General features: G+C 59.6%; 10 protein-coding genes and 1 pseudogene. 10 read left to right on the top strand and 1 reads right to left on the bottom strand.

Going from position 1 to position 13,047, the window contains the following annotated elements; translation table 11 throughout:
- The first annotated feature begins 31 nt into the window (after positions 1–31).
- The 9 genes and pseudogenes from ACYU7Z_RS08825 to ACYU7Z_RS08785 all read left to right on the top strand — a co-directional run bounded on the left by ACYU7Z_RS08825 (position 32) and on the right by ACYU7Z_RS08785 (position 11,980).
- Entirely contained in the window at positions 32–799 is a 768-nt protein-coding gene (locus ACYU7Z_RS08825; protein WP_460569505.1) for a hypothetical protein, read from the top strand.
- A 148-nt stretch (positions 800–947) separates the two neighbouring features.
- Entirely contained in the window at positions 948–1,559 is a 612-nt protein-coding gene (locus ACYU7Z_RS08820; protein ID WP_460569504.1) for a hypothetical protein, read from the top strand.
- 53 nt (positions 1,560–1,612) lie between these two features.
- Positions 1,613–2,071: a hypothetical protein gene (locus ACYU7Z_RS08815; protein ID WP_460569502.1), complete on the top strand. Its 459-nt coding sequence runs from the start codon at positions 1,613–1,615 to the stop codon at positions 2,069–2,071.
- Positions 2,072–2,088: 17 nt separating this feature from the next.
- A pseudogene (locus ACYU7Z_RS08810) lies at positions 2,089–2,601 on the top strand (CHAT domain-containing protein); the annotation flags it as partial.
- A 167-nt stretch (positions 2,602–2,768) separates the two neighbouring features.
- Positions 2,769–5,207 carry a TonB-dependent receptor gene (locus tag ACYU7Z_RS08805; protein WP_460569500.1) on the top strand — a complete coding sequence of 813 codons (2,439 nt, stop codon included), beginning with the start codon at positions 2,769–2,771 and terminating at the stop codon, positions 5,205–5,207.
- A 386-nt stretch (positions 5,208–5,593) separates the two neighbouring features.
- On the top strand, positions 5,594–8,944 hold the full coding sequence (gene ileS / locus ACYU7Z_RS08800; protein WP_460569498.1) for an isoleucine--tRNA ligase: 3,351 nt from the start codon (positions 5,594–5,596) through the stop codon (positions 8,942–8,944).
- 6 nt (positions 8,945–8,950) lie between these two features.
- Positions 8,951–9,949 carry a TraR/DksA family transcriptional regulator gene (locus ACYU7Z_RS08795; protein WP_460569496.1) on the top strand — a complete coding sequence of 333 codons (999 nt, stop codon included), beginning with the start codon at positions 8,951–8,953 and terminating at the stop codon, positions 9,947–9,949.
- A 220-nt stretch (positions 9,950–10,169) separates the two neighbouring features.
- The gene (locus ACYU7Z_RS08790; protein WP_460569494.1) at positions 10,170–11,504 is read left to right on the top strand and encodes an alkaline phosphatase D family protein; all 1,335 of its coding nucleotides are present in this window, start codon (positions 10,170–10,172) and stop codon (positions 11,502–11,504) included.
- On the top strand, positions 11,501–11,980 hold the full coding sequence (locus ACYU7Z_RS08785) for a YcxB family protein (protein WP_460569492.1): 480 nt from the start codon (positions 11,501–11,503) through the stop codon (positions 11,978–11,980). The genes ACYU7Z_RS08790 and ACYU7Z_RS08785 overlap by 4 nt, the downstream gene beginning before the upstream one ends.
- 123 nt (positions 11,981–12,103) lie before the next feature.
- Here the strand turns inward: ACYU7Z_RS08785 and ACYU7Z_RS08780 are convergent, their stop codons facing one another.
- The gene (locus ACYU7Z_RS08780; RefSeq protein WP_460569490.1) at positions 12,104–12,532 is read right to left on the bottom strand and encodes a GNAT family N-acetyltransferase; all 429 of its coding nucleotides are present in this window, start codon (positions 12,530–12,532) and stop codon (positions 12,104–12,106) included.
- Between the two features lie 183 nt (positions 12,533–12,715).
- On the opposite strand from ACYU7Z_RS08780, the gene ACYU7Z_RS08775 reads away from it, so the two are divergent.
- Positions 12,716–12,952, top strand: coding sequence for an acyl carrier protein (locus ACYU7Z_RS08775; RefSeq protein WP_072835589.1), 237 nt, complete (start codon positions 12,716–12,718; stop codon positions 12,950–12,952).
- Positions 12,953–13,047: the final 95 nt, after the last annotated feature.

Raw genomic sequence — 13,047 nt, 5'->3', positions numbered from 1 at the left:
GCGCTTTCTAGCTTGCAGCAAATGAGTTGCTGTGGCTGACAACATTCCCTACATCCATAATTATTGCGACCGCTGCTGCGAGCGCTGCCCGCTTACGGCCCGCTGCGCCGTTTTTGAAATGAACCAGGACCTTCCGCCCGAGGCCGAAGACCCCGAAAACGAAGCCTTCTGGCAAACGATCGCCAGCCGCCTCGCCGGGTCGCTCCGGATGCTGCAGGAGGGCGCCGCCGGGCATGGCATCGTGCTCTCCGAGCCGGACAGCGACGAATATGCCGCTTATGCGCAGCAACAGGAGGAGCTGCGGGCCCGCATCGATGCCTGCCCGCTGGTGCAGGCAGCGCGGCGCTACGGCGATACCGTAGAACTACTGTTTACCCACAGCGGCCTCTGGGAGCGAAAGGGTAGGGAGCTGGCGCAGGAGACAACGCTTGGTATCAAAAGCGTGGGAACGAGTATGAGCGAAGTGGAGCTGCTTGCCGATTGCCGGCATGTGCTGGGCTGGTACCAGCATTTCATCGAGATCAAGTTCCGCCGCGCGCTCCACGGGCTTTGGGACGATGATGAAGAAGCACTCGAGCCGCAAAGCGATGCCAACGGCTCGGCAAAGATCGCCCTCATTGCCGTGGACCGCTCCCGCCTCGCGCTGACCTCCCTGCTCCGCCTCGCCGGTGAGGACGATACCGTGCTCGACCTGCTGGCGCTGCTTGAAGTGATTGGCCGGGAGGGGCGCGCGCTGTTTCCCGGCGCCGACGGCTTCCGGCGCCCCGGCTTCGACGATATTCCTGATCACCAAAACTGATACCATGACCGATTACATTCCGTCCGTTTACTGCTATTGCGATCAATGCTGTGAGCGCTGCCCGCTGACGGCCCGCTGCGCCGTCTTTGCCGGCTCCGCCGCGCTCGACGGGGCGTCCCTGGAACCCGGGAGCGAAGGCTTCTGGACCGTGCTGATTGATCAATTCTACGCGGCGCATCCCGACTTTCCCCGCGACGCGGTGGAAGGGATCGAGCTGCGGTCGCCTACCGAAGAAGAGCTCGCCGAAGCAGGCCGCGCGCAGGAGGCAATGGAGGAGCAACTTCGCAGCGACCCCGCCTGGTGCGCCTTCGGCAGCTACCGCGCCGCCCTGTATGCCCTGCTCGAAGACGTTTCTTACTGGCGCGCACAGGCGCGGACGCGGGCGACGCAGGCAGCACTCGGGCTCTGCGACCCGAACGAGCTGATGCGCGAGGCTACCCGGGTGACTGAATGGCTTCACGTGCTGCGCCGCCATGCCGACGGCGGCGAGGAGCGCCTGCGGTCGGCACTGGCCCTTCTCTACGGCCCGCGCGCGGAGTGGGCCCTTGCGCCCGAAGGCCTCGCCAAGGTGATCCTCCTCGGGCTCGCCGAATCACGCGCCTCCCTGACCGCGCTTTACGGGCTCTTTCCCGACGAGGACCGCCTGCTGCCGCTCTTTGCGCGGCTGGCCGAGGCCGAGCGGGCGATCGACCTGCGCATCCCCGGGGCAATGGCGTTTGTGCGTCCCGGTTTCGATGAGCCGGTGACCGAGTCGATCTGAAATGGCGGGCAATGAGGTTTGCAGGTTCTGTCCAACCATGCTACCTTTCACGTATGCGGTTTTTTACATTCGTCAGCGCCTGCTGCCTCCAGCTCCTGTCGCTGGCTGCGGGCGCACAAAATAGCGACAGTCTTTACTCCAGCTACGAAGGCAAGTACAAGAAGATGGCTGCTGTGCGGGGCTATTCGGCCGAAGAGACCGAGACCATCCTGAAGCGCTATCGCAACAACCGGATCCAGTCGGACGCCGATTTCGCGCAGCTGCTCGGTCACATGTTCGAGGGGGGACAGCCACTTGCCGTATTGCTCTATTTCTATGAACGCGATACGCTGATCGAAAAGTTCTTCACGCCCGGCCAGCTACTCGTCAGGGAGCGCCGCATCGCAATTTCATCCGACTCGCTGCTTCAGCTCGGTGCCCAGCTCCGGCTGGCGCTGCAACTGGACCGGGCCGCTGCGGGCATCGTACCGGAGCAGCGCGGCATCCATCCGAAAGAGCTCAGCGCGAGGTAGACAGCGCCCTTCGTTATGCCAGCTCGTATAAGCTGCTGAAAGGAACGGCCGCCAGCAAGCAGGCAGTACTTGAGGAGATGCGCAAAAGCGACGTCGTTTATTTCGCCACGCACGGCGTCGCCGACGAGCAGCAGCCGATGGACAAAAGCTTTCTCGTGTTGAGCGGCGACGACCCGTTCCTGACAACACGTGAGATCCAGAACCAGCGGCTGGATCCTTCGAATCGGGCACCCGAGTTGGTCATCCTCTCCGCTTGCCAAACCGGCCTCGGCCGCTCGATGGAAGGCGGCATCGCCGGCTCGCTCGCACGTTCGTTTCTGTTAAGCGGCAGCTTCTTCGTAGTGCAAAGCCTTTGGAGCGTAGACGATGCGGCGACGGCGTACCTGATGAGCCGCTTCCTGTTTTACCTGCAGCAGGGAACGGCCTACCTGCCGGCCGGCGCCGTCCGCCTCGCCGCGCTGGATACGCGCCGGAAATATCCAGCACCCCTGCACTGGGCCAGCTTTACCGTGATGGGTGCGGATTTCTAATCCATTCGAGGCCATCGCGCCCCCAACCGAACTACGAAAACGTTCGTCATGTTATAACGTCAATTCATCCCCGAATCGCCCCAATCATACACAATTGGGATGGCGGCGCAGCGGGTTTTCGCCAGGTTTACGACAGATTTCGTAATACCACACCGAAAACCCCTGTTATGACGAATTATACGATCCTTCGCCGCCTCTCCTTCCTGCTCCTCGCCCTGCTGGCCACACTGGCTTCGATGAGCCAGGGCAGCATCACGGGAACGATCCAGGACAGTGCCGCCCGCAAGGCGCTGCAGTACGCAACGGCCGAACTCTTTGCCGTGGCCAGCCCGGCGCAGCCCCTCCGAAGCGCCTATACGAACGACAAGGGCCGCTTTACGATCAGCGGTCTCGACAGCGGCCGCTACCTGCTGATCGTATCGCATACCGGCTTCGTGGAGCGGCAGGTGGAAGTGACGCTGGGCAAGGGAGAGAAGCGCGAGGTGGAGCCGTTTGTGCTCGCTGCCGCCCCGAAGGAAATGGCCGGCGTGGTCATCAAATCGCGCAAGCCCCTGATCGAAACAAGCGACGACAAGATCGCCTATAACGTCGCCAACGACCCGGTGGCAAAAACCGAGACCGCCATCGACATCCTCCGCCGCACGCCCTTCGTAAGCGTCGACGGCGACGGCAACATCACCGTCAACGGGCAGAGCAACTTCAAGGTGCTGCTCAACGGCCGCGAGACCGCCATGTTTGCCCAGAACGTGAAGGAAGCCCTCAAGGGTTTTCCCGGTGCGCTGATCGTGAAGATCGAAGTGATCACCTCGCCCTCGGCCAAGTACGACGCCGAGGGAGTGGGCGGGATCATCAACATCATCACCCAGAAAAAAGTAGTCGGCTACAACGGCTCGGTGAACACCTACTATACGAGCACCGGCTGGTGGAATGCGAACAGCAACTTCTCCGCCAAGTACGGCAAGATCGGCTTCACTGTGTACTACGGCTCGGGCGGCGGCATCAACGTGCCGGGCGTCAACCGCACCGTGACCGTACCGCTTGTGGCCGACGCGGCCTACGCCTCCCGCGAGCTGTATGGCAAGCGCCGGATGAACAACTTCTGGAACTTCGGCAACGGCGAGCTCAATTACGAGATCGACTCGCTCAATACCGTATCGGTGTACGGCAACGTAAGCGGTGGCCACGGGCGCAACGAGCTGAACCAGGCCGGCACGATCAGCTACGCCAACGGCACGCCCGACTTCCGCTACCAGTACAGCGTCGTGGCCCGCAACGAATACCCCACTACATCCGTCGGTGCCGACTACGCCCGGAAGTTCCGCAACAACAAGGAGCGCGAGTTCAGCCTCCGGTTCAACGGGGAGTTCGGCAACAGCAACTCCTTCAACGACGCGGTAACCGATTACCCCGATCCCGCCACCGACCGTTACGTGATCAACAACAGCGTGGCGAAGAACAAGCAGTACACCGTCCAGAGCGACTACGTCCACCCGATGAAAAATAACCAGCGCGTTGAGCTGGGTGTTAAAACGATCCTGCGCCGCGCCTCCTCCGAGTTCGAGAGCCTGGCCCGCAGCTCCTCGGCCGACGAATACAAGGTGAATCCGCTCAACACCAACGAGTTCAGCTACGACCAGCAGGTGTACAGCGGCTACGGCACCTACAGCTTCAAGTGGAAGAGCACGACCTTCCGCCTCGGGGCTCGCTACGAGCATACGGAGGTCGACGGCCGCTTCACCTCGGGCAATACGCGCATCCGCCAGTCGTACGACAACCTGCTGCCCAATATCCAGGTAAGCCGCAAGCTGGGCGCCGTGAACCTGAACCTGAACTTCAGCCAGCGCCTGCAGCGTCCCTACATCTGGAACCTGAATCCCTTCCGCAACAACAGCGACTCGCTTTTCGTGAGCTACGGCAACCCCGACCTGCAGCCGCAGCTTATTCACAGCCTCGCCCTCGGCGGCCGCATGAGCAAGGGCGGCACCTTCTTCGGCCTCACCCTCACCGGTACTTACAGCGACAACATGATCGTGCAGTACTCCACCTTCGACAAGACCAGCGGCGTGACCTATACGACCTCCGGAAATGTGGGTAAGGAAATCGGCATTAACCTGAGCGGCAACGTCAACGCCAAGATCTCCGAGAAGTGGAACCTGTCGGTAAACGGCAATGTGCGCTATTCCCGCGTGGTAAACCGCGCCAACCCGGCGGAGCGCAGCAGCGGCTACGGGGGCAACGCCAACCTCAATACCAACTATAACTGGAGCAAGCGCTTCTACACGTACGGCTACTGGGGTTATTTCCGCAACGCTGTAACCTACCAGACCTCCTACCCGTTTAATGTGTGGTATGGGATTGGTACTGGAGTCAAATTGTTGAAGGATAAGTTCAACATCTCCCTCGGCCTGTCGAACTTTCTGGAAAAGGAGCGCGACTTTGCCACGGTTACCAGGACGCCGGAATTCCGGTATGAGAGCACTTCGCGGATGCCGATGCGCGGCTTCTCGATCGGCCTCACCTGGAACTTCGGCAAGATGACCGAGAACGTGTCGAAGAAGAAAGGCGTCAGCAATGACGACCTCGTGGGCAACGGCGGCAGCCGGTAGGAAAATGTCAGATGTCAGATGTGATGATCTCGGATCTGACATCTGGAATCCGAGATCCGAAATCCAAGATTCAAGATCCTAGATCCTAGATCCTAGATCCGAGATCTTAGATCCCCTCCCTTGCGTGTTTTTTAAGTGTTATAAAGCCTTATCTACAAAGCCCTTTTCCTGGGGCTTTTCTTTTTTAGCAATACCGGGTGGGCCCGGGCAACCCGTCAGAACCCCAAAACCTTCAAAACCTTCAAAACCTCCAGAACCCCCAGAACCCCCAAAACCTCCAAAACCCCCAAAACATCCAGAACCCTTCCTGCCTCCTTCCGGCCACCTCCCACTTCCGACTTTCTGGTATTACCGTCTTACCTTTGCCCACATTTTCAGGAGAATTCATGGAAAATCGCTATAAAGAGTTCCGGCAACTCAACCTGCCGGCCATCGAGAAAGAGGTGCTGGCGCGCTGGGAAGCCGAAGAGGCCTTCCGCCAGAGCGTTGCGCTGCGCGAGGGCGCCGAGCCATTCGTGTTTTACGAGGGCCCGCCGAGCGCCAACGGCATGCCCGGCATCCACCACGTGATGTCGCGGACGCTGAAAGACCTCGTATGCCGGTACAAGACCATGCAGGGCTTCCAGGTGCAGCGCAAGGGCGGCTGGGACACCCACGGCCTCCCCGTGGAGCTCGGCGTCGAAAAAGAGCTGGGCATCACTAAGGAAGATATCGGCAAGAAGATCTCCGTGGCCGAATACAACCGGAAGTGCCGCGAGGCCGTGCTCCGCTACAAGGACAAGTGGGACGACCTCACTACCAAAATGGGCTACTGGGTCGACCTCGACCATCCCTACGTGACCTTTACCAACGATTATATCGAGACGCTATGGTGGTGCCTCAAGGAACTGTATAACAAGGGATTCCTGTACAAGAGCGTATCCATCCAGCCCTATTCGCCGGCAGCCGGTACGGGCCTCTCCTCGCACGAGCTCAACCAGCCGGGCACCTACCGCGATGTGAAAGACACATCGGCCACCGTGCTGTTCAAGGCGAAGGACGACCGCTTCGGCGGCGGCCACGGCACCTATTACTACCTCGCCTGGACCACCACGCCCTGGACCCTCCCGTCGAACCTCGGCCTAACCGTTGGCCCGAACATCGACTACGTGCTTGTTGAAACCTTCAACCCCTATACCCACGAGCCCCAGAAGGTGGTGCTGGCGAAGTCGCTGCTGCACAAGTACTTCAAGCCCGAGGGCGAAGGCGCCGACCTCACCACGGTGGGAATGGACCAGAAGATCATGCCCTGGGCGATCCGCGGCGAGGTGAAAGGCTCCGCTCTCGAGGGCGCCGAATACGAGCCGCTGCTTCCCTTCGAGGCCAACTCGCTCGAGGCCGTCCGGGCCATCACCCCCGGCGCGCAGCCCTGGCGCATCCTCCTCGGCGACTTCGTGACCACCGAAGACGGTACCGGCATCGTGCATACCGCCCCCGCCTTCGGCGCGGATGACTATAAAGTAGGCAAGAAATACGGCATCGGCATCCTCACCCTCGTTGACCGCGAAGGCAAGTTCGTGAACGGTCTTGGTGAGTTTTCGGGCCGCTACATCAAGGATTACAAGGACGCTCCCGACTACGCGGACGTCAACGTCGATATCTCCGTACTCCTCAAAAAGGAAGGCCGCGCCTTCAAGGTGGAGAAGTACGAGCACAGCTATCCTCATTGCTGGCGCACCGACAAGCCGGTGATCTATTACCCGCTCGACGCCTGGTTCATCCGCACCACCGCCGTGCGCGAACGCATGGTGGAGCTTAATAAAACGATCCGCTGGAAGCCCGAGTCGACCGGCACGGGCCGCTTTGGCGCCTGGCTGGAGAACATGGTGGACTGGAACCTGAGCCGCTCGCGCTACTGGGGTACGCCGCTCCCGATCTGGCGCACGGAAGACGGCTCCGAGGAAAAGTGCATCGGGTCGATCGAAGAGCTGAAGGCCGAATGTGACAAAGCCCTTCAGGCGGGCGTAATGACCGCGCTTCCCTTCGGGGAGGGTTGGGCCGGCGCCGACCTGCACAAGCCTTTCGTAGACGAGGTGATCCTCGTTTCGGAAAGCGGCAAGCCGATGCGCCGCGAGCCCGACCTCATCGACGTGTGGTTCGATTCGGGCGCCATGCCTTATGCCCAGTGGCACTATCCTTTTGAAAATAAGGAGCAGTTTCAGCGCAACTTCCCCGCCGACTTTATCGCGGAAGGGGTGGATCAGACCCGTGGCTGGTTCTATACCCTGCACGCGCTCGGCGTGATGCTGTTTGACTCGGTAGCTTATAAGAGCGTGGTTTCCAACGGCCTTGTGCTGGATAAGAAAGGTCAGAAGATGTCGAAGCGCCTTGGCAACGTGGTAGACCCCTTCAAGACGATCGAAGAGCTCGGCGCCGATGCCACCCGCTGGTACCTCATCACCAATGCCTCGCCCTGGGACAACCTCAAGTTCGACCTCGACGGCATCAAGGAAGTGCAGCGCAAGTTTTTCGGCACCTTATATAATACGTATGGCTTTTTCGCGCTGTACGCCAACGTGGACGGCTTCTCCTACAAAGAGGCCCCGGTTCCCGTGTCCGAGCGGCCCGAGATCGACCGCTGGATCCTCTCCAGCCTGCAGAGCCTCGTGAAGAACGTAACGGCCGCCTTCGACGACTACGAGCCAACGCAGGCAGGACGCCTGATCGAGGATTTTGTGGACGAGCACCTCAGCAACTGGTATGTGCGCCTTTGCCGCCGCCGGTTCTGGAAAGGCGAGTACGAGCAGGACAAAGTGGCGGCCTACCAGACCCTCTACGAGTGCCTGGAAACGGTGGTGCGCCTGATGGCGCCCATTTCGCCGTTCTTCTCGGATGAGCTTTTCCGCGACCTCAACGCCGTAACCGGCCGCTTTACCGAGACCTCGGTGCACCATGCCCGTTTCCCGGTGGCCAACGAGGCCCTGATCGATACGCTGCTCGAGGAGCGGATGAAGGCAGCGCAGGAGGCTTCCTCGCTGATCCTGTCGATCCGGAAAAAGGTTAACATCAAGGTCCGCCAGCCCCTGCAAAAAGCCCTCATCCCGGTTTTCAACCCGCTGATGCAGCAGCAGTTACAAAAAGTGGAGGATCTCATCAAGAATGAGGTCAATATCAAGGAAATGGTATACCTTACCGACACGGAAGGGTTTATCAAGAAAAAGATCAAGCCCAACTATATCGCCTTAGGCAAAAAGCTCGGCCCTAAGATGAAAGCGGTTGCGAATGCCCTGGCGGCGCTGGACCAGCACGCCATCTCCCTGTTTGAAAAGGAAGGACGCTACCTGCTGCCGCTTGAAGGGGAGGGAGGAGCTGTGGACAGCGACCCGGTCGAATTATTGCTGAGTGAGGTGGAGATCGCTTCGGAAGACATCCCCGGCTGGTCGGTGGCCAGCAAGGGAGCACTCACCGTGGCGCTCGACATCAACGTGACACCGGAGCTGGAGCAGGAAGGCGATGCCCGTGAATTTGTAAACAGGATCCAGAAGATCCGCAAGGACAGTGGCTTTGAGGTGACGGACCGCATCGAGGTGCAGGCCGCCGCAACGGGTCGCCTGGCGGAGTCGCTGACCCGGTATAATGATTATATTTGCGCCGAAACGGGGGCCGATAAGCTGGAGCTTCGGCCCGAGATCACCGGCGGAACGGAGATTGAAGTGCATGATATGCCGCTCTCCGTCAACGTTTTAAAAAAGGGGTAAACCAACATGGCAACAAAAAAAGCAGCACCGAAGAAAGCCGCACCAAAGGCGGCAAAGTCCCCCGTCAAGTCGGGGGCGGCCCGTACGGCCGTGAAAGCACCCGCCAAGCCATCCGCCAAGACCAGCAAAGCTGCGCCCAAAGCAGCCCCCAAGAAAGCCGTAGCCGCCAAGGCCGCCCCGAAGAAGGCAGCGCCTGCGGCCAAGAAAGCCGCCCCGGTAAAGGCCGCCGCCAAAAAGGCAGCCCCGGTAAAGGCCGCGCCGAAAGCCCAGGTGCCCGTTCGCGGTACGAAGGCCGCGCCGCCCAAAGCCGCCCCGAAGGCTGCTCCCCAAAAGCCCGCCGCGCCCGCGAAAGCAGCGCCGAAGGCTGCACCCAAAGCCGCACCGAAGGCTCCCAGCCCCGCGCCCGCCGCTCCCAAAAAAGCAGCCGAGCCGGTAAAGAAGCCCGCCGTATCGGCGCCTTCCACCCACGAGGTAAAGCCCGCCATCAAGCCGCTCACCCCCGCGAAGAAGAAGGAAGAACCCAGGAAACCCTTTGTCATACCTAAAACCTCAACCACGAAATCTGTGAAGTACGATCCCGAGTTTACCAAGTCCGTGCTGGACAGCAAGGGCCAGCCCCAGGAAACACCCCGACCGGCCCAGCGCTATTCGGATGCCGACCTGACCGAGTTCCGCGAGCTGATCAACCGCAAGCTGGAAACGGCCAAGAAGGAGCTGCTTTACCTGCAGGGTCTCATCACCCGCAAAGACGAGGGCGGCGACCTGGACGAAGGCCGCTACATGACCCTCGAAGACGGGTCGATGTCGATGGAGCGCGAGCAGCTGAGCCAGATGGCCTCCCGCCAGATCCAGTTCATCGATCACCTCGAAAAGGCGATCATGCGGATCGAGAACAAGACCTACGGCATCTGCCGCGTCACCGGGAAGCTCATCGACAAGGCGCGCCTCCGGGCCGTGCCCCACGCGACGCTTTCGATCGAAGCGAAAACGATGATGAACAAGTAATTCAAAACCCCGCGAAAGCGGGGTTTTTTGTTTGTAGTTTGAGGGTTGTGGTTTGAAGTTGCGCGAAGCGCAGTGAAGCCCGACGGTGATGGGTTTGGACGTCATTGCGACGCGGCCCGGTCCAAACTCGGGCAACGAAGCAATCGGCTGCTCTATGTGGTACGACAAAGCCGTTTAATGACATTTGTTGCGGATTATCTTTGGCGCTCAACCCTTCCTCATGAAGCGCATCCTTTTCCTCCTGCTTGCCTGCCTTTCGCTCGTCTCCCGCGCCCAGCTCGTTTCCGGCCCCATGCTCGGCCCGGTGGAACTCCGCGACGCCGCCATCTGGGTACAGGCCCGCGCCAAATCGGTTCGGATCGATTACTTCGCGTTGTCGGCGCCCGGTGCCCGCGCATTCCATAGTGCCCACGCGGCGGATTCCAACGCCACCGAAGGCATCTACCGCTTCCGCCTCGCCGACCTCGAGCCCGGCACCACCTATAAGTATTCCTTTGCCATCGACGGCAAGCGGGTGGACGGCGGCACCTTCAGCACAAAAACGCTCTGGCAGTGGCGCCAGCCCGCACCCGACTTTACCTTCCTGACCGGATCCTGCGCCTACTTCAACGAGCCGGTGTACGACCGCCCGGGCAAGCCCTATGGCGGCGACTCGAGCATCTTTGCCACTATGGCGAAGGACAAAGCGGCCTTCATGCTCTGGCTCGGCGACAACTGGTACTACCGCGAGGTGGATTACTTCTCCGCCTCGGGCCTCCGCTACCGCGCCCGCCGCGACCGCGCACAACCGATCCTGCAGCCGCTGCTCAAGGCGATGCCGCACTACGCTATCTGGGACGATCATGACTTTGGCCCCAACGACGCCGATAAAAGCTATGTGTTGAAAGACGTGAGCCGGAAGATATTTCTCGATTACTGGCCGAACCCGTCTGCAGGGGAGAACGGGCAGGGCATTTACACGAAAGTCTCGTACGGCGACGTCGACATTTTTATGATGGACGACCGCTGGTTTCGCAGCGCCAACGATATGGATGCGACCGTGAACGGAGCACCCAACGGGGCCAAGCGAATGTGGGGCGCCCAGCAGATGGAGTGGCTGAAGAACGCACTTCTTTCGAGCGGCGCGACCTTCAGGATCATCGCTACGGGCAACCAGACACTCAACCCGAAATCGCGCTTCGAATGCCTGCAGGATTACCCGGCCGAATTCAATGAGCTGATGGATTTTCTTGCAGCGGAAAAGATCCAGGGACTGCTCTTTCTCACCGGCGACCGGCACCACAGCGAGGTGATCCGCTACAGCCGCGCGGGTGCGTACCCGATCTACGACATCACCAACTCGCCGCTGACGTCCGGGATTTCGAAAGTAACCGGCACCGACGAGGCGGTGAACGATGCCCGCGTGCCCGGCACACTCGTGGAGGCACAGAACTACACCCGCATCTCGGTAAGCGGCGCCCGGGGCGCGCGCCGGCTGCAGGCGCAGTTTCTCGGCATCGACGGCAAGGTGCTCGCATCGTGGAGTGTGCTCGAAACCGAACTGAAGCAGCCATGAAAATCCCGATCGAATACGAGCGCAAGGACGTGATCCAGGCGCTGCGCTACCACTTCCTGAGCCGCCGCGAGATCCGGCTCATGATCATCCTGGTGAACGTGTTCGCCCTGACGTCGGCCGTGCTTTTTTACATGGGCAAGGTGCTGCCACTCGCGTTCCTGCTCGGATCCTTCCTGTGGTTTACGCTGATGCTGGTGTTCTGGATCGTGATGCCCTGGTGGGTATACCGCCGCAACGAAACGTTCCGCGATTCCTTTACGATGGAATTCTTCGACGACGGCTTTCGCCTCGCCAACGAGCGCGGGCAGCGCTTCTTCGCGTGGTCGCGCCTGAGCCGGTTTACCGAAACACCGGGCTTCCTGTATTTCTACTTCGATCCGCGCTCCTTCTTTCTTGTGCCGAAAAGCGGCTTCGCCAACAGCGACGACATCCACGAGATCCGCGTGCTGCTTCGCGACAGGGTGGGGAAGAAGTAGTCTGCTGGTCTGCTAATGTGCTAGTCTGCTAATAAGCAAAGGCCCCGACGGAGTCGGGGCCTTTGCGTTTATGGCTGGTAGCTTATACGTATTAGCAGACTAGCAGACTATCTAATTAGCAGACTATAACGCTTTCTCCATCACATAGTGCGGGATGGTGATCTCTTCGAACTCCTCGCCGCGCTTGCGGTAGCCCATTTTCTCGTAGAAGCCCTGGGCATTCTTGCGGGCGTGCATCGTGATCTTTTTGTAGCCGCGGTCGCGGGCGATGTTTTCGGCGAAATTCATGAGGGCCTTACCGATGCCCTTGCCCTGTAGGTCGTTCATAACGGCCATCTGGCGAAGGCGCACCGTATCAGGTGCTTCCTCGACAAGCATGCAGCAACCGAGCATTTGGTCCTCCTCGTAGGCGGCCATGAGGATGTTGTTTTTTTCCTGGTCGAGCTCCTGCGGCTCGAACTGCATCCCCAGCGGCTGGCGAAGGATTTGCTCGCGCAGCTGCACCATCTGCTTATATTCCGGGGTACCGTGGTCAATAATTTTCAAAGCCATAGCTGCGCTTGTAGGTGCCTCAAGATACAACGATCTGATTTTCCGCGCAAATGGAGTTTGTTTGGTTACTGTGTTTCCGCCCTATATTTGAGCCCGCATAGCGGTAGCCGAAAGAAATGCACAGCAGGTGTATTTATTTCAAAAACTTCTATTTTTGCACCTCTATAACCAAATCTTTACAAAATGTCAGACATCGCAGCAAGAGTAAAAAAGATCATCGTTGATAAGCTAGGCGTTGACGAAGCAGAAGTGACCAATGAGGCTTCTTTTACCAACGACCTCGGTGCCGATTCGCTGGACACCGTAGAGCTGATCATGGAGTTCGAGAAAGAATTCAACATCTCGATCCCCGATGAGCAGGCTGAAACGATCACCACGGTAGGCCAGGCTGTTTCCTACCTGGAGGAGCACGCTAAATAACAACCCCCGTACGTGTACGGTCAATTTACATCCGCCTTCATGCTTCGGCAGTGAAGGCGGTTTTATCTTACAACGATCTCAATCCACAACAGGCA

The sequence above is a fragment of the Flaviaestuariibacter terrae genome, from assembly GCF_054777635.1.
The sequence above is the reverse complement of the archived record's forward strand: the minus strand, read 5'-3'. Positions and strand labels throughout refer to the sequence as shown.

What these genes read in the sequence shown, in the direction of transcription:
- ACYU7Z_RS08815 (WP_460569502.1), top strand. Translation starts at nt 1,613, where the DNA reads ATGCGGTTTTTTACATTCGTCAGCGCCTGCTGCCTCCAGCTCCTGTCG.
- ACYU7Z_RS08805 (WP_460569500.1), top strand. Translation starts at nt 2,769, where the DNA reads ATGACGAATTATACGATCCTTCGCCGCCTCTCCTTCCTGCTCCTCGCC.
- ileS (WP_460569498.1), top strand. Translation starts at nt 5,594, where the DNA reads ATGGAAAATCGCTATAAAGAGTTCCGGCAACTCAACCTGCCGGCCATC.
- ACYU7Z_RS08795 (WP_460569496.1), top strand. Translation starts at nt 8,951, where the DNA reads ATGGCAACAAAAAAAGCAGCACCGAAGAAAGCCGCACCAAAGGCGGCA.
- ACYU7Z_RS08790 (WP_460569494.1), top strand. Translation starts at nt 10,170, where the DNA reads ATGAAGCGCATCCTTTTCCTCCTGCTTGCCTGCCTTTCGCTCGTCTCC.
- ACYU7Z_RS08785 (WP_460569492.1), top strand. Translation starts at nt 11,501, where the DNA reads ATGAAAATCCCGATCGAATACGAGCGCAAGGACGTGATCCAGGCGCTG.
- ACYU7Z_RS08780 (WP_460569490.1), bottom strand. Translation starts at nt 12,532, where the DNA reads ATGGCTTTGAAAATTATTGACCACGGTACCCCGGAATATAAGCAGATG.
- ACYU7Z_RS08775 (WP_072835589.1), top strand. Translation starts at nt 12,716, where the DNA reads ATGTCAGACATCGCAGCAAGAGTAAAAAAGATCATCGTTGATAAGCTA.